This window comes from Yoonia sp. R2331 (assembly GCF_041103235.1).
GTDB lineage: Bacteria > Pseudomonadota > Alphaproteobacteria > Rhodobacterales > Rhodobacteraceae > CANMYO01.
On the sequence record NZ_JBGCUN010000001.1, the window covers coordinates 2,034,071 to 2,050,712 of the forward strand.

At 56.5% G+C, this 16,642-nt stretch carries 23 protein-coding genes and 2 tRNA genes; 13 read left to right on the forward strand and 12 right to left on the reverse strand.

Annotated features, from left to right (window positions below):
* The first annotated feature begins 5 nt into the window (after window positions 1-5).
* The 4 genes from AB3Y40_RS10410 to hisH all read left to right on the forward strand — a co-directional run bounded on the left by AB3Y40_RS10410 (window position 6) and on the right by hisH (window position 2,342).
* The gene (locus AB3Y40_RS10410; RefSeq protein ID WP_369438719.1) at window positions 6-833 is read left to right on the forward strand and encodes a metallophosphoesterase; all 828 of its coding nucleotides are present in this window, start codon (window positions 6-8) and stop codon (window positions 831-833) included.
* Window positions 834-901: 68 nt separating this feature from the next.
* Window positions 902-976 (forward strand) — tRNA-Gly (locus AB3Y40_RS10415).
* Window positions 977-1,125: 149 nt separating this feature from the next.
* The gene (gene hisB / locus AB3Y40_RS10420) at window positions 1,126-1,713 is read left to right on the forward strand and encodes an imidazoleglycerol-phosphate dehydratase HisB (RefSeq protein ID WP_369438720.1); all 588 of its coding nucleotides are present in this window, start codon (window positions 1,126-1,128) and stop codon (window positions 1,711-1,713) included.
* A complete protein-coding gene (hisH, locus tag AB3Y40_RS10425) occupies window positions 1,710-2,342 on the forward strand; it encodes an imidazole glycerol phosphate synthase subunit HisH (RefSeq protein ID WP_369438721.1) in 633 nt (210 codons plus the stop codon). The genes hisB and hisH overlap by 4 nt, the downstream gene beginning before the upstream one ends.
* Here hisH and AB3Y40_RS10430 read toward each other — a convergent pair.
* Complete coding sequence (locus AB3Y40_RS10430; RefSeq protein ID WP_369438722.1) at window positions 2,339-2,818, reverse strand: SRPBCC family protein; 480 nt, start codon at window positions 2,816-2,818, stop codon at window positions 2,339-2,341. The two genes, hisH and AB3Y40_RS10430, sit on opposite strands and share 4 nt — an antisense overlap.
* A complete protein-coding gene (locus tag AB3Y40_RS10435; protein ID WP_369438723.1) occupies window positions 2,811-3,149 on the reverse strand; it encodes an ArsR/SmtB family transcription factor in 339 nt (112 codons plus the stop codon). Before AB3Y40_RS10435 ends, AB3Y40_RS10430 begins: the two co-directional genes overlap by 8 nt.
* A 129-nt stretch (window positions 3,150-3,278) precedes the next feature.
* On the opposite strand from AB3Y40_RS10435, the gene AB3Y40_RS10440 reads away from it, so the two are divergent.
* On the forward strand, window positions 3,279-3,764 hold the full coding sequence (locus AB3Y40_RS10440; RefSeq protein ID WP_369438724.1) for a transglycosylase SLT domain-containing protein: 486 nt from the start codon (window positions 3,279-3,281) through the stop codon (window positions 3,762-3,764).
* 90 nt (window positions 3,765-3,854) lie between these two features.
* On the opposite strand, the gene AB3Y40_RS10445 is transcribed toward AB3Y40_RS10440, so the two are convergent.
* The gene (locus AB3Y40_RS10445; protein ID WP_369438725.1) at window positions 3,855-4,247 is read right to left on the reverse strand and encodes a DUF2147 domain-containing protein; all 393 of its coding nucleotides are present in this window, start codon (window positions 4,245-4,247) and stop codon (window positions 3,855-3,857) included.
* 124 nt (window positions 4,248-4,371) lie between these two features.
* On the opposite strand from AB3Y40_RS10445, the gene hisA reads away from it, so the two are divergent.
* Entirely contained in the window at window positions 4,372-5,091 is a 720-nt protein-coding gene (hisA, locus tag AB3Y40_RS10450; RefSeq protein WP_369438726.1) for a 1-(5-phosphoribosyl)-5-[(5-phosphoribosylamino)methylideneamino]imidazole-4-carboxamide isomerase, read from the forward strand.
* Window positions 5,092-5,163: 72 nt separating this feature from the next.
* Here hisA and AB3Y40_RS10455 read toward each other — a convergent pair whose 3' ends face one another.
* Both AB3Y40_RS10455 and AB3Y40_RS10460 read right to left on the reverse strand, forming a co-directional pair.
* Entirely contained in the window at window positions 5,164-5,559 is a 396-nt protein-coding gene (locus AB3Y40_RS10455) for a DUF302 domain-containing protein (RefSeq protein ID WP_369438727.1), read from the reverse strand.
* A gap of 137 nt (window positions 5,560-5,696) precedes the next feature.
* Window positions 5,697-6,989, reverse strand: a complete 1,293-nt coding sequence (locus AB3Y40_RS10460) for a caspase family protein (RefSeq protein ID WP_369438728.1) — start codon at window positions 6,987-6,989, stop codon at window positions 5,697-5,699.
* A gap of 46 nt (window positions 6,990-7,035) precedes the next feature.
* Here AB3Y40_RS10460 and hisF point away from each other — a divergent pair, with 46 nt between their 5' ends.
* Together hisF and AB3Y40_RS10470 are read left to right on the forward strand one after the other, a co-directional pair.
* Window positions 7,036-7,797, forward strand: coding sequence for an imidazole glycerol phosphate synthase subunit HisF (gene hisF / locus AB3Y40_RS10465; protein ID WP_369438729.1), 762 nt, complete (start codon window positions 7,036-7,038; stop codon window positions 7,795-7,797).
* A complete protein-coding gene (locus AB3Y40_RS10470) occupies window positions 7,794-8,114 on the forward strand; it encodes a phosphoribosyl-ATP diphosphatase (RefSeq protein ID WP_369438730.1) in 321 nt (106 codons plus the stop codon). Before hisF ends, AB3Y40_RS10470 begins: the two co-directional genes overlap by 4 nt.
* Window positions 8,115-8,181: 67 nt before the next feature.
* On the opposite strand, the gene AB3Y40_RS10475 is transcribed toward AB3Y40_RS10470, so the two are convergent.
* From AB3Y40_RS10475 to rlmB, 4 genes are all read right to left on the reverse strand, one after another.
* The gene (locus tag AB3Y40_RS10475; RefSeq protein ID WP_369438731.1) at window positions 8,182-8,649 is read right to left on the reverse strand and encodes a CoA-binding protein; all 468 of its coding nucleotides are present in this window, start codon (window positions 8,647-8,649) and stop codon (window positions 8,182-8,184) included.
* 150 nt (window positions 8,650-8,799) lie between these two features.
* Window positions 8,800-9,252, reverse strand: coding sequence for a YHS domain-containing (seleno)protein (locus AB3Y40_RS10480; RefSeq protein ID WP_369438732.1), 453 nt, complete (start codon window positions 9,250-9,252; stop codon window positions 8,800-8,802).
* A gap of 98 nt (window positions 9,253-9,350) precedes the next feature.
* Window positions 9,351-9,662: a hypothetical protein gene (locus tag AB3Y40_RS10485; RefSeq protein ID WP_369438733.1), complete on the reverse strand. Its 312-nt coding sequence runs from the start codon at window positions 9,660-9,662 to the stop codon at window positions 9,351-9,353.
* 8 nt (window positions 9,663-9,670) lie between these two features.
* A complete protein-coding gene (rlmB, locus tag AB3Y40_RS10490) occupies window positions 9,671-10,447 on the reverse strand; it encodes a 23S rRNA (guanosine(2251)-2'-O)-methyltransferase RlmB (protein WP_369438734.1) in 777 nt (258 codons plus the stop codon).
* A 123-nt stretch (window positions 10,448-10,570) separates the two neighbouring features.
* Between rlmB and AB3Y40_RS10495 the strand changes: the two genes are divergently transcribed.
* Both AB3Y40_RS10495 and AB3Y40_RS10500 read left to right on the forward strand, forming a co-directional pair.
* Window positions 10,571-10,654: transfer RNA gene (locus AB3Y40_RS10495), tRNA-Tyr, on the forward strand.
* A gap of 94 nt (window positions 10,655-10,748) precedes the next feature.
* Window positions 10,749-12,371, forward strand: coding sequence for a tyrosine-type recombinase/integrase (locus AB3Y40_RS10500; protein ID WP_369438735.1), 1,623 nt, complete (start codon window positions 10,749-10,751; stop codon window positions 12,369-12,371).
* A gap of 15 nt (window positions 12,372-12,386) precedes the next feature.
* Here the strand turns inward: AB3Y40_RS10500 and AB3Y40_RS10505 are convergent, their stop codons facing one another.
* Entirely contained in the window at window positions 12,387-12,809 is a 423-nt protein-coding gene (locus AB3Y40_RS10505; RefSeq protein WP_369438736.1) for a helix-turn-helix domain-containing protein, read from the reverse strand.
* A 170-nt stretch (window positions 12,810-12,979) separates the two neighbouring features.
* Between AB3Y40_RS10505 and AB3Y40_RS10510 the strand changes: the two genes are divergently transcribed.
* Both AB3Y40_RS10510 and AB3Y40_RS10515 read left to right on the forward strand, forming a co-directional pair.
* Window positions 12,980-13,276: a hypothetical protein gene (locus tag AB3Y40_RS10510; protein ID WP_369438737.1), complete on the forward strand. Its 297-nt coding sequence runs from the start codon at window positions 12,980-12,982 to the stop codon at window positions 13,274-13,276.
* A 63-nt stretch (window positions 13,277-13,339) separates the two neighbouring features.
* Window positions 13,340-13,609: a hypothetical protein gene (locus AB3Y40_RS10515; protein WP_369438738.1), complete on the forward strand. Its 270-nt coding sequence runs from the start codon at window positions 13,340-13,342 to the stop codon at window positions 13,607-13,609.
* A 16-nt stretch (window positions 13,610-13,625) separates the two neighbouring features.
* Here AB3Y40_RS10515 and AB3Y40_RS10520 read toward each other — a convergent pair whose 3' ends face one another.
* Complete coding sequence (locus tag AB3Y40_RS10520) at window positions 13,626-13,889, reverse strand: hypothetical protein (protein WP_369438739.1); 264 nt, start codon at window positions 13,887-13,889, stop codon at window positions 13,626-13,628.
* Window positions 13,890-14,432: 543 nt separating this feature from the next.
* Complete coding sequence (locus AB3Y40_RS10525) at window positions 14,433-14,621, reverse strand: hypothetical protein (RefSeq protein ID WP_369438740.1); 189 nt, start codon at window positions 14,619-14,621, stop codon at window positions 14,433-14,435.
* 160 nt (window positions 14,622-14,781) lie between these two features.
* On the opposite strand from AB3Y40_RS10525, the gene AB3Y40_RS10530 reads away from it, so the two are divergent.
* On the forward strand, window positions 14,782-16,299 hold the full coding sequence (locus AB3Y40_RS10530; RefSeq protein WP_369438741.1) for a hypothetical protein: 1,518 nt from the start codon (window positions 14,782-14,784) through the stop codon (window positions 16,297-16,299).
* The last annotated feature ends 343 nt before the right edge of the window (window positions 16,300-16,642 follow it).

Here is a 16,642-nt window from a genome sequence, read left to right on the forward strand (position 1 = left end):
GCGGCATGCAAAAGATCATTGTCATCACTGACGTGCACATCACACGCCCCGATCAGCAGATCATCGGGCTGGACCCGCTGGCGCGGTTTGAGATGGTGCGCGACGCGGCCCTGGCCGACCACGGTGACGCCGTGGCGATGGTGCTGATGGGTGATCTGACCCATCATGGCCTGCCCGCACAATATGAACGGTTGCGAGACGCCCTGGCCCCTGTCCCGATGCCGGTAGTCCCGATGATGGGCAACCACGACCGACGCGATGCGTTTTTGAATTTCTTCCCCAATGCACCGCAAACGGCCCATGGTCATATCCAACATGTCATGGACGTCGGGGAACACCGCATAATCACGCTGGATACGCTCGTCGGCCCACCCTATCCCGCAGGACACCACAGCGGACTTTTGTGCGCTGACCGCATGGGCTGGCTGCGTACGGCGCTTGAAAGCGCTGATGGACGCATCCCGCTGATTTTCACCCATCATCCGCCGTTTGACACCGGAATTGTTGGCATGGATGCAATCAAACTTGCGGATGGTGACGCATTGCTGAACCTTTTGGCAGCGCACCCGTCCACGCATCTCTTTTGTGGTCATGTCCACCGCACCATTTCTGGCAGCAGCCGAGGCGTGCCCTGGACCATGTTCAAAAGCCCCTGCCATCAAGGCGTCCTCGACTTTGATGACGTCAATTCATCGCTTTCAATCGACGAACCACCGGCCTATGGACTGCTTTTGCTGGCCCCGAACGGCGTTATCGCCCATAGCGAAGATGTCGGCCTGAAGACCCAGGTTTTTGAGGACACAGGCTCTGCCACGTCAGACCCCACAAATTGAGAAAATGTGCGATTTTGGTCTTGCGCAGACTGCGAAGTGTTTATAGATCACGCCTCACGAATTGGCGCGCGGGCGTAGCTCAGGGGTAGAGCATAACCTTGCCAAGGTTAGGGTCGTGAGTTCGAATCTCATCGCCCGCTCCAATTCGAAACCAAAGGCCGCGCTGCTTGCGCGGCCTTGTTTCGTTCTAGGCCGGTGCGATCCGGTCACGGCTTTCACATTCAGTCATCGCGCAGCTTGGCGCGGCCTGCCCCTGCCCCTATAAGCCGCGTGAACACCAACGGAGAGACGGATGCGCAAGGCAACGATCACCCGCAAAACTGCCGAGACGGATATCACCGTCACCATCAATCTTGATGGCACGGGCCGTTACGACAACCAGACCGGCGTGGGCTTTTTTGACCACATGCTGGACCAGCTGTCGCGCCATGCGTTGATTGACATGAATGTGCGGGCGTCGGGTGATCTGCACATTGATGATCACCACACCGTCGAGGACGTGGGCATCGCGCTGGGTCAAGCTCTGACGCAAGCCATGGGCGACAAAAAGGGCATCGTGCGTTACGGTTCCTGCCATCTCGCAATGGATGACGCGCAGGTGCGTTGTGCGCTGGACCTGTCAGCGCGGCCCTATCTGATCTGTAATCTGGAGTTGCCCTTTGGCAAGATCGGCACGTTCGACACCGAATTGGTGCGCGAATTTTTTCAGGCCTTCAGCACGCATGGCGGGATCACACTGCAAATCGACAAGCTGCATGGTTTCAACGCCCACCACATCACCGAGGCCGCTTTCAAAGCGGTGGCCCGGTCTTTGCGTGATGCGCTCGAAACCGATCCGCGCAAGGCGGATGCGATCCCATCCACCAAAGGTGCGCTGTGACAACGGTTCTTGTCGACTACGACAGCGGCAATCTGCATTCGGCGCAAAAGGCATTTGAACGTATGGCGACAGAAGTTGGCAGCGGCCCTGTGGTCGTGACCTCTGATGCCGATGTGGTGGCCCGTGCCGACCGGATCGTGCTGCCCGGCGACGGCGCTTTCCCGCATTGCCGGGCAGAGCTGTTTGGCCGCACCGCCTTGGCCGAGGCAATCATCGAGAGCGTGGAGCAGCGCGCAGTGCCATTCTTCGGGATTTGCGTCGGGATGCAGATGCTGGCAACGACCGGTCATGAGTATCAGGAGACGCCCGGCTTTGGCTGGGTGCCCGGCGACATCCGCGCAATTGATGCACCGGGGCTGAAGGTGCCGCACATGGGGTGGAACAATTTGGTGATTGACCAGCCACACCCGGTGCTGGATGGGATCACATCAGGCGATCACGCATATTTCGTGCACAGCTTCGCCATGCAAGCCGCTGACCCCGCTCATGTTTTGGCACACGTCGACTATGGCGGTGACGTCACGGCCCTGGTCGGCCGTGACACGATCATCGGGGCGCAGTTCCATCCTGAGAAAAGCCAGGATGCCGGTTTGCGAATGATCGCAAACTTCCTGCGGTGGACACCCTAGGCGGCGAGCATTGCTTCCAGCTTGTCGATCGCCTGATTCCAGCCGCCTTCGCCCGGTGATCCGGCTGGCACGCCCACATGCACCATTGTCATGGCGGTCTTGTCGCCCTCGGCACGGAGTTCGACAATGACTTCGGTGATGTCTGGCGTGCCTTCGGGCATGCCCATCTGCGACGGCGGGATCAATGTACCATCGGCGTCGCACATGGCTTCGGTATAGACAAGACGGCTGGTCGGATTGACCTCTTTATAGACGCCGGTGAAATACATCTTCATCGTCCGGTCAGGTGTCACCATTTCCATCGCGATTTTGCGGGTGCCGCCAACACGTACATCCATTTCCGCCATCGGCACCGTCATACCCATCGGACCATACCATTTCTGGAACATGGCTGGATCGGTCCACATGGCCCAAACCGCGTCAATTGCGGCGTCAAATGTGCGCTCTATCCGCGCCCAGATTTGCGTGTCACTCATCAGTTTTGTCCTTCATTGCTTTCAAAACATCGTCCATTGCATCAAATCGCACGCCCCAGATGTGCTGATATTGCGCGGCCCAATCTGCCACAGCGCGCACTGGTTCGGGATTCAGTTTACAGGGCCGAAACTGCGCGTTGCGCCCTCGAGAGATCAGCCCCGCCTCTTCCAGCACTTTGATGTGCCGCGACACCGCAGGCAGGCTCATCTCAAACGGGGCGGCCAGATCGTTGACCGTAGCATCTCCCTGCGCCAATCGCGCAAGAATTGCGCGCCGTGTGGGATGCGCCAGTGCTGCAAATGTCTGATCAAGGTGGGATTCGAGGGTCATGGTCCCTTAATAAACACATTCGTTAATTAAGCAATACGTTAAGCAAAGACCTTGGCGCAAGATTGCCACCGCTTGTCTGGCCATTGCTTTCAGGCTGCGCAAGACGGCAACATTCTGCTAGGAGGAGCCATGATATTTGAACGCCGCACCGCAATCTTGATGCTCCTGGCCTTGCCCGCTTGCGGTCGCAAGCCAGCACCCGCTGTCACCCGTCAGGCAGAGCCGGGGCTGTATCCCAATGAAACACCGGAATTACGCGCGCTTATCAATGAATACGCGGCCTTTCATGACATCCCCGCCAGCCTGATCCACCGGGTGATCCAGCGTGAAAGCGACTACCGCCCCCGCGCGCGCAACGGTCCTTATTGGGGCATGATGCAGATTCTGCCTGAGACGGCCCGCACCATGGGCCACCGTGGCCCGCCGTCCGAACTGCTCGACCCAGAGGTCACACTCCGCTACGCGGGCAAATACCTGCGCGGCGCGTGGCTCGTGTCCGACGGGGACGAGGCGCGGGCGGTCATGTGGTACGCACGCGGATATTATTTCGAAGCACGGGACCGCTGCATGCTGGTTGAGACCGGGCTGCTGAACCGGGAATTGTGTGGGCGCTAAAGCGTTCTCTGAACGTCTCTGAAATGCCAATGAACCGACGAAAAAGGCCCCGCCGTTGCCAGCGGGGCCTTCTTTTCATTCTGACCAAATTCAGCCCGCGCGAACCCAGTTCTGACTGGCGCACAACAGGCCACCCGCAACGCAACCCTGCAGCCGCAACGCGTTGCCGTTAACTTGCATCTTGCCGGTGTAGGTCTTGCCGTTCGACGGGCGGAACACCTGACCGTTATAGGACCCGTCGCCGTTGGGGATCATATTGATCACGATCTGCTTGCCGATGTTTTCCGACTGAAACTCTGACCCATCCGCATTGAAGGTCCGCTGAATTGTCCCGCAAACGGCATTGCCACATGGCTGCATCAAAATATGGGCGAATGCCCCGTCGTCGACTTCGGTCTGCCAGATTCCAACTGCGGCGTCCTGTGCCGCAGCGGCGGTTGCAAAGCCAAAGATCGCCACCAAAGTGACCAAAAAGCGTTTCATGTCTCATTCCTCCCTGAGTGATGGGGCAACCATGACCGCCCTGCCGCGACCCAATCAAGCCTGACGTTGGGTTGCAAATGCTGCAACCCTTGGTCAAAAGGCCCAAAACGCACGGAGCCTTGCCATGATCCTTTATCCCGCCATTGACCTCAAAGACGGCAACGCTGTGCGGCTGGTGCATGGGGATATGGACCAGACCACAGTTTTCAATGACGACCCCGCAGCACAGGCGCGCGCCTTTGTTGCGGCAGGATGTCAATGGCTGCACCTTGTTGACCTGAACGGCGCTTTCGCCGGTGAACCCGTCAACGCCGCCCCGGTAGAGGCGATCCTGAAAGCCTGCCCCGTGCCTGCGCAATTGGGTGGTGGCATCCGGGACATGGCGACGATTGAACGCTGGATCGACAAGGGGTTGGCCCGCGTGATCCTTGGCACGGTCGCGGTCGAAAACCCCGATCTGGTGCGCGAGGCTGCGCGGGAATTCCCCGGCAAGGTCGCTGTTGGATTGGATGCCCGCAATGGCCGCGTCGCCACGCGCGGCTGGGCCGAGGAAACAGATGTGATGGTCACCGACCTCGCCAAATCGTTCGAGGACGCGGGCATCGCCGCGATCATCTACACCGACATCAACCGTGACGGCGCGATGAAGGGGCCGAACATCCCCGCGACAGAAGCACTCGCCCGCGCGGTGGACATTCCGGTGATCGCATCAGGCGGCGTGTCGTCAATGGCCGACCTGACCGCGCTGCGTGACACGGGCGTCATCGCAGGCGCGATCTCTGGCCGGGCGCTTTATGACGGCGCGATTGATCTGGCAGAAGCGCTGGCAGCGCTGAATACCTGATCGACGGCCGATCCAGGGCGGGCACCGATTATTCGTCGAATAATCGCCAGCGACAGCGGCAGATGTTCGGCGCTAATTTGCGCTCATCGCCTTGTCGGTCAGCATGTTCAGCGCACCGTTGACCTTCTTCACCACATCCGCGTCGGCAGGGATGTCGAGCCCCTCGAACAAAGTCTCTGCCGTGGCCCAGGTCATCTGTGTGTTGCCCTCCACATCCTGATAGGCCAGCACCCGCAACGGCAGCACCAGCCCGGCGCGCAAGTCCTGTTCCATCGCCTGCGTACCCAGCGCCGGGTTTCCGAAGATCAGCAACTGTGCATCCGGGATCGACTTGCCGACGCTCTCTGCACCTGCGGCGTGATTGACCCGCGCAAAAACCGTGGCCCCTGCCCCTTCAACTGCGGCCCCAAGCCCGTTGATCGTTTCATCGACGCTAAGGGGCGAAGATTTGGTAACGTTTTCGGCCATGGCCATGCTCCCGCTTGCGATCAATACCGCTGCTATCAAAGACTTCATCTCATCCTCCAAATGACATGGGCCGACACTGCCACGTCACAAGTGGCACGCCACTGACATTTGCGCGAGCAGATGACAGTCGGCAGGATCTAGCGTGCAGCCGTTCCCGTCACCGCCCACAGCATCGAGGCATAGAGGTCCAGAAAATCCGTATTCCCGGCAAACGTCAGATCATCAAACAGCTCTGTCGGATGTTCGTATGCCAAGACAGTTTGCCCGTTGTGTTCAAACACCAGCACCTTCAGCGGCAACAACAGCGCCGACAGCTTGTTTTCGCGGATCGCAATGGCGTCAAGGGCGGGATCACTGAACCATAGCGCGCGCATCATTGTCACACCCTCGCCGCCACGCGCGGCAACCGCGTGTGGATCAATTCGGCCATAAACTTGCCCGCCCAAATCCATCACCGCGGCCTCGAGCGCGGCCATCACTTCATCCACCGATTTGGTGGTCACAACCGCGCCCATGTTGCTGAGTTCGGGGATGTCTTTGGGGATTTGCAGCGGATCAGAAGCAACACCTCCGGTCGAGACTGCCGAGGCCTTGGTGAAATAGAAATCGCCCAAAAGCTCGTCATAATAGGCCGGAAACTGCGCGTGGTTCTCGCTGCGTGCCAGATCGCGCACCTCGACCCGCAAATCCGAGATCAGCTCTCGCAACTCCAACCCCGGCTGACCGATCTTGGGCAACAACAACCGCGTAAAGACAGAGTTTTCCGCGTCATCCTGCGCATTCAGTTGATCCAGCGCCAATTGCCCAGCACCTGCCGAAAACATCACAAACGTCCCCTCGGGTGCGGCCAACCGCGCAAGTCCCCGCGTGCCGCCAATAGATCGGCCTGCGCGCTGCGGGAAAGGGTTGTTGCGGCAGGCATCAATCACCGCAAGGGTCGCCCGCGCTCCGGTGCGGCGCACCCGATCCAGAAGCCCCGATAGCGGGATCGATTCAGACCGCACAAAGTCGGAAGAGGCCGCATCAGGCACAACGATGTCCGTCGGCAACAGATAGTTCTCGCCATCAATCTCGACCCCGTGGCCTGCAAAGAAGATAAACGCGGTGTCCCCCGGCCCCAGATAGCCCGTGAACTGCGAAATCCTTAGGTTGAAGTCGCGCCGTGTCACGTCGGTGGCCAGGATCACTTCGAACCCCACGTCCGACAACCGCGCGGCCATCGCCTCGGCGTCAGCGACCGCCTTGGCAAGCGGTTCAACCGCATCATACGCATTGTTGCCGATCAAAAGCGCGACCCTGCGCTCTGCCAGCGCGGGCAGCGCGATCACGCACAACAAGAAGATACCGATTAACCGTTTCATCGTGTCCCATCCCAAACTGACAGGCAGCTTAACCGGATCATCCACAATTGCACCCCTTGCAGCGATCACGTTTGCCCCCTTCCCCTTTGCAGTAATCCGCCCTATCACGCCCCCCATGCTCAAGACCCGCATCATCCCCTGCCTAGACGTCGCCGAAGGCCGCGTGGTCAAGGGCGTGAACTTTGTCGATCTGATTGACGCAGGCGACCCGGTCGATGCCGCCATTGCCTATAACGCGGCTGGCGCGGACGAGCTGTGTTTCCTCGACATCTTGGCCACGGAAGAAAACCGCGGCACCATGTACGATCTGGCGACCCGCACGGCCGAGCAATGCTTTATGCCGCTGACCATCGGCGGCGGCGTCCGCACCCACCATGACGTGCGCAATCTGCTGATGGCCGGTGCTGACAAGGTCAGTTTTAACTCAGCCGCCGTGGCCAACCCAGATGTCGTGGCCGAGGCGGCACTGCGCTTTGGCAGTCAATGCATCGTGGTGGCCATCGACGCCAAAACCGTCGCACCCGGCCGGTGGGAGATCTTCACCCACGGTGGACGCCGCGCCACGGGCATCGACGCGGTGGAGTTTGCCCAGACAGTCGTTTCAAAAGGTGCAGGAGAGATCCTGCTGACCTCAATGGATCGCGACGGCACGAAAGCGGGCTTCAACCTGCCGCTTACCCGTGCAGTCAGCGATGCGGTGAACGTGCCTGTCATCGCTTCTGGCGGTGTTGGTACGCTGGATCACCTTGTCGAAGGTGTGACCGAAGGCGGCGCATCTGCCGTGCTGGCGGCATCAATCTTTCACTTCGGCACCTACACAATCGCCGAGGCAAAGGCGCATATGGCCGCCAACGGTATCCCGATGAGGATGACATGACGCTCGACGACCTCGCCACCACCATCGCCGCGCGCAAAGGCGCTGACCCCGCATCCAGCTGGACCGCCAAACTGCTGGCGCAGGGCCCTGAAAAATGCGCCGAAAAGTTCGGGGAAGAAGCGATTGAGGCGATCATCGAAGCGGTCAAAGGCGACCGTGCTGCCTTGACGACAGAGGCCGCCGACGTCCTCTACCACCTGCTTGTCATGCTCGCCGCCCGTGACGTCCCGCTTGATGACGTCCTGACCGAACTCGCCCGCCGTCAGGGCACCTCCGGCATTGCCGAAAAAGCGGCACGTCCCTCTTCTTCTGGCTAGAATAATCCCGGGGGTTTGGGGGCTGGCCCCCAATTTACTGTGTGTTTGGGGGCCAGCCCCCATGACATCACAGCTTGGACGAAATGATCCCGGTGTTGAACCCACCCATCCGCAGCTCTCCGAACAACCGCTGATATTCAATCTTGGGGCAGCGGTTCTGGATCACATCCACCCCACGCGCCTCTGCTTTTGCGGCTGCCTGCGCATGCTCCACACCAATCTGCATCCAGATGGTCTGCAACTTGGGCCAACGCGCCAGCGCCTCATCCACAATCGGCGGTACCGCATCAGAGCGGCGAAAAATATCCACCATATCAATGTCATGCGGGACGCTCTTGAGGTCAGGGTAAACCTCCACCCCGAATAGCGACTGCCCGGCCAACCCCGGATTGACCGGTGTGACCGCAAACCCCTTCAGCGTCAGATATCGCGCGACATAATAGCTGGGCCGCACCGGATTGGCCGACACACCGACCACAACGATGGTCTTGGTGCGGTGCAGAATCTCGCGCAGATGAGCGTCGGAATAGGTCATGGCTTACGTGGTCACAAAAAAGCGCCCGGATCAACCGGGCGCAGTTTGTGGAACGAGGGACAGTCTTTCAGGCAGTTGTTCCGGGGGACTGCCCTGTGAAACAGATGGGGTCGCCCCGATGCCGAAAAAGGCCCTCGCACTGCGATGTGATCACGCCGTGAGGATGTCAGGCCAATGCCCATTGGCCTTTTCGATATTGCCTGGAATGTCTTGCGACCAGATGGTGCGGACATTCACCGAGTAGTTCAGATAAAGCTTGTCATCCACAATCGTCCAGGCCTCCGGGACAGAGGTGGCGATGGCACCTTTGGACATCGCAAAGGCACAATACCCGCCGAATTGCGGCGCGTAAGCCTCTGGATTTGCTTCAAAAAGCGTCATGTTCTCGGCGCTTGCAAATTGCCATGTCGCCCCTTTCCACATCAGGCTGTGTGCCGCGTCACCTGCGGTCGGCGCTCCGGCTGTGAAAAAGGCCACAGGATCAGCGCCACGGATGGCAAGGCCACCTTCGGCAAAAACCTCGGGGCTGGCGGCAAAGGCCGGACGGGCCAGGAATGGTGTTGCGGCCAAAAGGCCAATCATGGATCGACGGGTCAGCATCATTTTGGGTCCTCAGATTGCGGGTCTGAGCCTAAAATGCGCGAGGCTGCCTGCAAATGCGACCCTGCTCGCCAAGGCGTGAAAGCAGGCGGACAAATGTTTCAGTCAAAGATATCTTCGACCACGTCCCACAATTCTTCAAACACTTTGCGCCCCAAACCTTTGCGTTTCTTACGCTTTTTCTTACCCCAGCCTGCAGGTTTCACACCGTGGGATGGGTCAATGCGAGGGGCCGGGCGGGCGGGCGTCGCCGCAGGCGCGGTCGCACCGCGCGGCGCATTTGGTAACATTTTCAACCGGTGCAGCGGCGCACCGCAGGTCGCACAGGCCAATTCATGCCGGGATTTCCCCTTGAGAACCAGCGCCGCCTTGGTGCCGCAATAACAACATGTCGCAACTTTCACAGCACCCATGGGGCCTCCTATGCTTTGGAAGCATATAGGGCAACTGCGGCCGCATTTGAGACGTTGAGCGAACCAAAACCGCCAGTTGCGTCAATCCGTACCAATTGGTCGCAGGTTTCAAGCGTCTTTTCTCGCAATCCCGGCCCCTCTGCCCCCAAAACGAGTGCGACGGCCCGGTCGCGTTTACCGTCCAGCGCTTCTTCCATCGTCGCGGTTGCCGTCCCATCAAGGCCCAGCACCAGATAACCCATGTCCTTGAGCGCGATCATCGTGTCAGCCAGATTGCGCACACGAATATAGGGCTGGCGCTCCAACGCGCCGCTGGCGGTCTTGGCCAAAGCACCGGTTTCAGGCGCGGAGTGGCGCTGCACGGCAACCACCGCCCGCGCGCCAAAGACTTCCGCTGAACGCAGGATCGCACCCACATTATGCGGGTCTGTCACCCGGTCGAGCAGCACCATGCGTGGTGGCATCGCCCCGTCGCCCAGCGCCACGTCCTCCAACGATCCCCAGTTGAGCGGCTTGACCTCAAGTGCGGCCCCCTGATGCACCGATTGTGGATCAATGGGCGCTGCAAACTTGCGCGGGTCCGAGATTTCCGGTTCGATTTCAGCGGCTTGCACGGCATCCGCCAGCTTATCCAGGGCATTGCGCGTCACCACCAGCCGCAGCTTTTCGCGCGCCGGATTCTGTAAAGCATCGCGCACCGCGTGCAGCCCGAAAAGCCAGACCGTCTCGGCTGCGGCGGCGCGTTTGGCCTGTTCTTTGGCGATCACCCATTTTGGCTTTTTCATCATCGTCCCCGGCGTTGCGTGCCCCTGCCGATACCTGACTATGCGGCCCCTGTGAACCCGTGCCAAATGCGCGTGATTTTCATCTTGACGCCCCAAGGGGCCAAGGCTATCCAGCGCGCCAGTGGGCGACAGGCCGCAAGGTGTGGCAGGGGACTGTAACTCCCTCGCGGAGACGCACGCCTGGTTCGATTCCAGGGTCGCCCACCATTCACTCTACAGCGTTGATTTTTATAGCTATTCAGCATATGATCAACGCTGAGATGGCATATTTTCGATACATATCACGCGGTTTTCGATACAAATGACTGTTGAGAAGAAGGTGAAATACCTGAAAATTGATCGTGGACGGTATTACTACCAGCGCCGCGTACCCGATCAGTTTCGGGAATTATTGGGGATATCCAAGTGGCAAATGCCATGTGGAGATGTCAGCTACGCCAAGGCTGTCCAGCTTGTCGTCAACTGGGCTGAAGAACACGACGATCTGCTGACCAAACTGAAGACACCTGAAGGCTACGACGCGGTTGAAGCCGAAGTGCTACGGGCAGAGGATGATGCACACCAAAGCATCGTGGAGCGACTTGGTGAATCGTCAGTCCACATTGTAGGCGACCAGCTTGCTTCGGTTGAAGACTTACCCAAACCTTGGATGTACGCTCTGGAAGAAGTCAGCAAGCTCGATGAATACCACTCAAAGGCCAAGGCCCCAGAGCATGAGGTTCTCCAACTACGCGCTAAAATAGAATATGCAAAACGCGGTGGACCCAAGTTAGGAAAAATCAAACTTACGCCCTACCCTGAGTTCATTGAATTGGCTCAGACCCACTCATCTGATGTTGGTTTGGTTGAATTTGAGTTCACGCGTCACCCACCAAGACCGATGTCCGATGAACGCTACCGTGACGAGCTAAGGCGCATTTTCCAGCAGTACTTTGGTCCAAACCCAACACCGCCAACTGATCCTGATGATCGGGATGAATACATGTTTGCAAAGCATCGTATTGAACGAAAGATTTCAAGCGTCACACATGACAAGAACAGTATTACAGCGGTCTTGGAGAATTACTGTAAATTCAACTCCATTCGGACTGGGACGCGGTCAAAGTATCGCCGTGAGGTAGCCAGGCTCATTGCGATCACAGGCGATGTTCCACTGGCACATGTTCGCGCTGAAGACTTGAAGCAGTTGAGGGACAATTTGATCGGGACAATTCAAGTCGCTTCCATCCAAGCCATCTTCACACCAATCAAAGGTATCTTTGCATTCGCCTTCGATGAAGACATCATCCCAGTGAATCCTATGCTTGGGGTCAAACTCCCCAAAGACAAAAGGCCAATTGAAGAAAGGAAGTGGAAACCATTCGACCCACGTGAGTTCACACGGATCATGAACGCTGCTGACGAGCTTTGGTCGTCACCTGTGCAAGGATTGTCTGATCCGCGTCGTGAGGCCATCCACATGGTCGTGAGGGTATTGGCTTTCTCAGGTATGCGGCCAATCGAAGTCATTAGGCTGACACCAGATGATGTCACAGATGACTGGATACGCATCACTGGCAGCAAGACCGAAAGCTCAACAAGGGTCGTCCCTCTTCATCCAGATATAGGTGATTTCCCACGATGGATAGCATCTGGTGGACTAAAGACTTTTCAGTCGATCAAGACTGACCAGGTCGGCTCTGTGCGCCACAACTTCAGCCGTCTCCTTAGGGATAAGATGCAGACCCCGATTACAGACCCACAGAAAGCCCTGTACTCACTCAGGTCAACATTCGTCAATGCGATGCGCCGCGCTGGTGCAGACATACAGGTACAACGTGCCATCTTGGGCCACAAAGAGGCTGGTGCGATCCGCCACTATGTTGATGGCCCTGAGTTTGAGGTTAAGCGGAAGTGGGTTGAAGCCACTGATCCGCGACGGTGACCTATCTTTATGAAATCAATTCCCCAACGCCTTCACCATTCCCTCGAAGCGTTTGATGTTCACTTGGTGATCTGAGAGTTGATCTTCGTCCAACCCTCTCACTTCCAGTCTGTATAACTCCACGGTTAGGTCACCTCGCTGTTCTGGTGTCAGGTTAACGCCCAGACGAAGCAGCATCTCATCGAGTTGCACGATCACGGCCCGCATCAAATCCAAGTCGATGTCCTCTCGCGACGCTGCATCATTGAACAATGCATGGGGTTCGATCCCGAATAGCTCGGTTAACTGGAGCATCCTGCTTTGGGTAATGGACGACAGCCCACGTTCCAGCCGTGACACCTGTGATTTCGTGATGCCCAACTTTCCAGCAAGCGTATCCTGGGACATATCCAGTGCCCTGCGATGTTTTGCGATGTTGTTCGGAACGTTTGGTCCCATTGGTCCCAGCCTTCATGTGTTGCTTGGCAATCATCTTCGCTGAAATTCTCCAGTTTGGGCAGTTACATATTACGCCACTTACGGCTATAAGTAAGCATATTATGCCTATATTGATTCCAAAATAGTCATAATACGACGTTCTTACAGATGACTGACACAAGGAGAGTCACTTGACAGCAGAAGCCTTAACCCTGATTGCGTCCTACCTACTTTGCAGCGAAGCAGCCGAGGTGCGGGTTCTGTCTCATGCCGAAGTTGAGACCTGCACCAGCATTTACACCGAGGTGAAGCTGGGGTTCCTTACTGAGGTCGATATGGTCGCTTACCAGTCCATGAGTGCTGCTGAGCGGGCTGGAGTGAACCAGCGTGGCTATGCGGCATACGTTGCGTGGCGGGCTGAGAATGTTGATCTGGTTGCAGAGATGGAAGCCAACGCACGTGATCAGTTATCCAGTACCGATAGCTGAGTGCGGACCATTCGTGACGAACGAAATTGGTTTGATCGGCTAATGGGGCGATGGTTAAGTCCCGTGCTGCACCCGACACTGTCGATGGATGCTGTACCAGCATTCACGACAGACCAGTGGGTGAACCAGATCAACGCTGTATTGGCCAATCTCCCCAAACACCATCGCGGATCGTTTTGGCAACGCTGGTACACTTTAGACGATGCAGAACGTCACGCATGGGTGGAGCGCCGTAAAGCCGCGCTAGTGATCATCTGGGTACGTGGCGGCAACAATGGCCTCCAGGGCCTCGGAAAACGCCTCTGCGGGGCTTTGGCCGACATTGATAGGTAGATGCAACGGATCGTTATCAGGTGATCAGCGTCAGCAGGTGTACGAACGTCTCCTCCATCGCAATCACATCCGTTCTCAGATGGGTGTGAAGCCAATCGATATTCCCAGAATGTATCACCGAAAGGTCCAAGCCATGGAGATCGCAGAATACGAGACCCTGCTGAAGCCATACCTCGTCAAAGCCTTTGCCGACATCGCTTGGCCCACCAGCTTCACTGGACGAATACTGATCGCAGTGCGTTTGCACAAAAGATGCGTTGATCAGGTGCACATTGATCATGGTATCGTCGATCCTAGAAACAGACGACCTGACATCGTTGCCATGATAAATCGCCTGGTACCTTCTACCCCAGTCACATTGCTTAGTGAAAGCGGGTGTTCAGATCGTGATTCGTCACTCACTTAATCTCCTTTGGGTGCCAGTGCCGTGCGGTGAAACCTCAAATGTTACAGTTTGCAGGATTTATGCCGTGATTTCATTCGTCATGAATGAACGCTGCTGAGATAGGCGGTGCTGCAAAAGTGCTTTGATTTCTTGGTTCAGCAGGACGCACACCAAACCGTTCGTGACGAACAAACCACTCATTCTTGATGAATAATTTGTTTATTCTTCAAGAACATAATCCAGATCACGATTTCCCCAACGTCCTTATTTTTCATTGATCCAGAACATCCACCTCCCTAGCTTTGAGATGCGCGGTGCAAATTCACCGATGCCTTCCGTCGGGTCCAATTCCCGATAATTTCTTAACGGGGTTATGCGATGTCAGCACTATTCCACGGTGGCCTTCCACCACCGCAACATCGATGTGAATGTAGATCGTCACACCAACGCAGAACGGCCATCACTGGCGTCCTGAGGGTCTTCACGGGTCTCGTGGTCGATAAGCAGTTCAATTGCGTCAGTGACCAACTCACCTAGTGTACGCCGCCCTGTCTGAAGGACATGCACCTTGGCTTCGGTCACCAGATCGGGGTCCAAGTTACGGATCGTGTTGCGGGTTCCTGACATCGGTTTTCTCCTAAAGGGTCATATCCTTATTTAGGGAAATCCTGTCGTCGGGGTGCACCCAGCAGTCACGGGTGCTGCGGCATCAACCAACTTACCTAAATACCTCGTTAGCCTGGTGCGTCACGGCGTACCAGAACCGCGTTTTGCGGCCTGATGCCCTTTGGCTGACGCAGATTTAACAGGAAGCGTTCGGCCCAACATCACCACCACGATGTCACGGCTTTCGCCAAGTCAAATGAAACACAAGAAGCAGTCACGTCGGTTCAACCGCGATGATCTCGAAGAGCAACGAAGTAAGTCAGAGAACGGTCGCCTGCAACGGACGATGAGCAAGACGATCTTCTCGCAGCGTTACAGGGACTATGTGATGAGCAACCCTGAGGGCCTGCTGCGGATGCCATATCTAATCCGTGAACTCAAAGCGACGAAGCGCATTCTGAAGGCCCTCAAGAAGCGTCTGCACAAACCTGAATGCAAAGCCCTCTACGACAAGATCAATATGCTGGACGGTGCCGCACACCCATCTTCGCCGTTGTGTGCCATTGCACGTCACCTGATGGCACGATCCATGCATCTCGATCTGGACAGCTTGTTCTTCGATGACTGTATCGGAGAATGGACCATGGAAACCGTTGTTCATGGTGTCGTCCAATATATGGATCAGCAGGAAGCCATGATGGCTGATGCACGTGCCAGCTTTAGGACGATCCAGAAGGCCATGGAAGCTGCTGGTGCTGGCTATGTAGAGGTGGGTGCATTCGAACCTGATCGGCGTTCATTTGAAGATTACCATGACAGAGCAGCGTTACAGCGTATGTGTGCGGAACTGCATTGGGATTTTCCAGAAACAGGTGGATTCGTCGTAAGCTCACATCGGCTGGTGCGGGTGCAAAGCAACACGCTTTACCAATCCCTTTTGGATGCAGAGTTTCCTGGATATCGCCGCACACATCGCCAAGAGCTTGATCGGAACAAAACCATTCAGGAGAATTTGGACGACATACTGGCATACATTTGGAAGCTGGAGGAATTGGTCACTGGTGCTGACGGCGACGTTGACATCAATGAAGGTGATTGTCGTCGGTGCATTCGTGTTGCTGCGCTGGGTACGACCACTGAAGGCTTTGCAGGTCGTCAGCGTGAAGACGCCTTATGTGATTTTGCTTTGTACATGGATGATCGAGGACTAGATTTGTTTAAGATCAATCATGTGAACACTTACGCCCGTGCATGGTACAATGAAGATGAACGTAAGATGTTCCAGTCTCAGGGTATCGAATTGATGGATGCACCTGGTGTCTCTTCTTGTGTTTTACACGGGCACTGCAATGACGCACCGCGTCGGTCTCTGTTTCAGGAAACACCCGCCTACAAACGGATGACCACGCATCAGAAAGCCAGACTTGTTTTCGCCCAACACGAGATGAAAACCCTCAACACCACCCGTGAGATTGGTCCGCTGATCCCAACTGGTGGCAAACTGGAGTTTGAGGACGGCACTGAAGGTTATGCGATCCCTAGCATCAAATATGGTGCGCGATCTGATCTGCGAGAACGGAAAAATGAGCAAAATGAACGTGAGCTTCGAAGGCGAAAGGTCGACGCTCGACGACGAAGACAGAAGCTATCAGGGGTTTCAAAGAAACCCGCGATTAGGCGTGGAGACTGTGACGCCTGAATTGAAGACACCGATCTCAACTTGTTGGCCGTGTTTCAGCAGGTGCATCGGCTGCTAAAGTCATCTGGTTCTTTGTGGATCAGCACTCAAGACTGACGGACGATGACTTGTATTGTGATGGTCGGCATCTCATTGAGATACACCGTGATTGCGGTCACTTTTCACCGAACAGAATCCTACCTCATCTCAAAGGTCGAACCCGTTCACTGCGTACCAGACCATTGACCTATGATGCTGAGTGGGAAGCTATGACCGACTTTCAAGGCATTGATCCAAACACGCATTATCATGATTTCGAAAGGTGGATGCTCAAGCCATAGCATATGAATATTGGGTGCGGTGC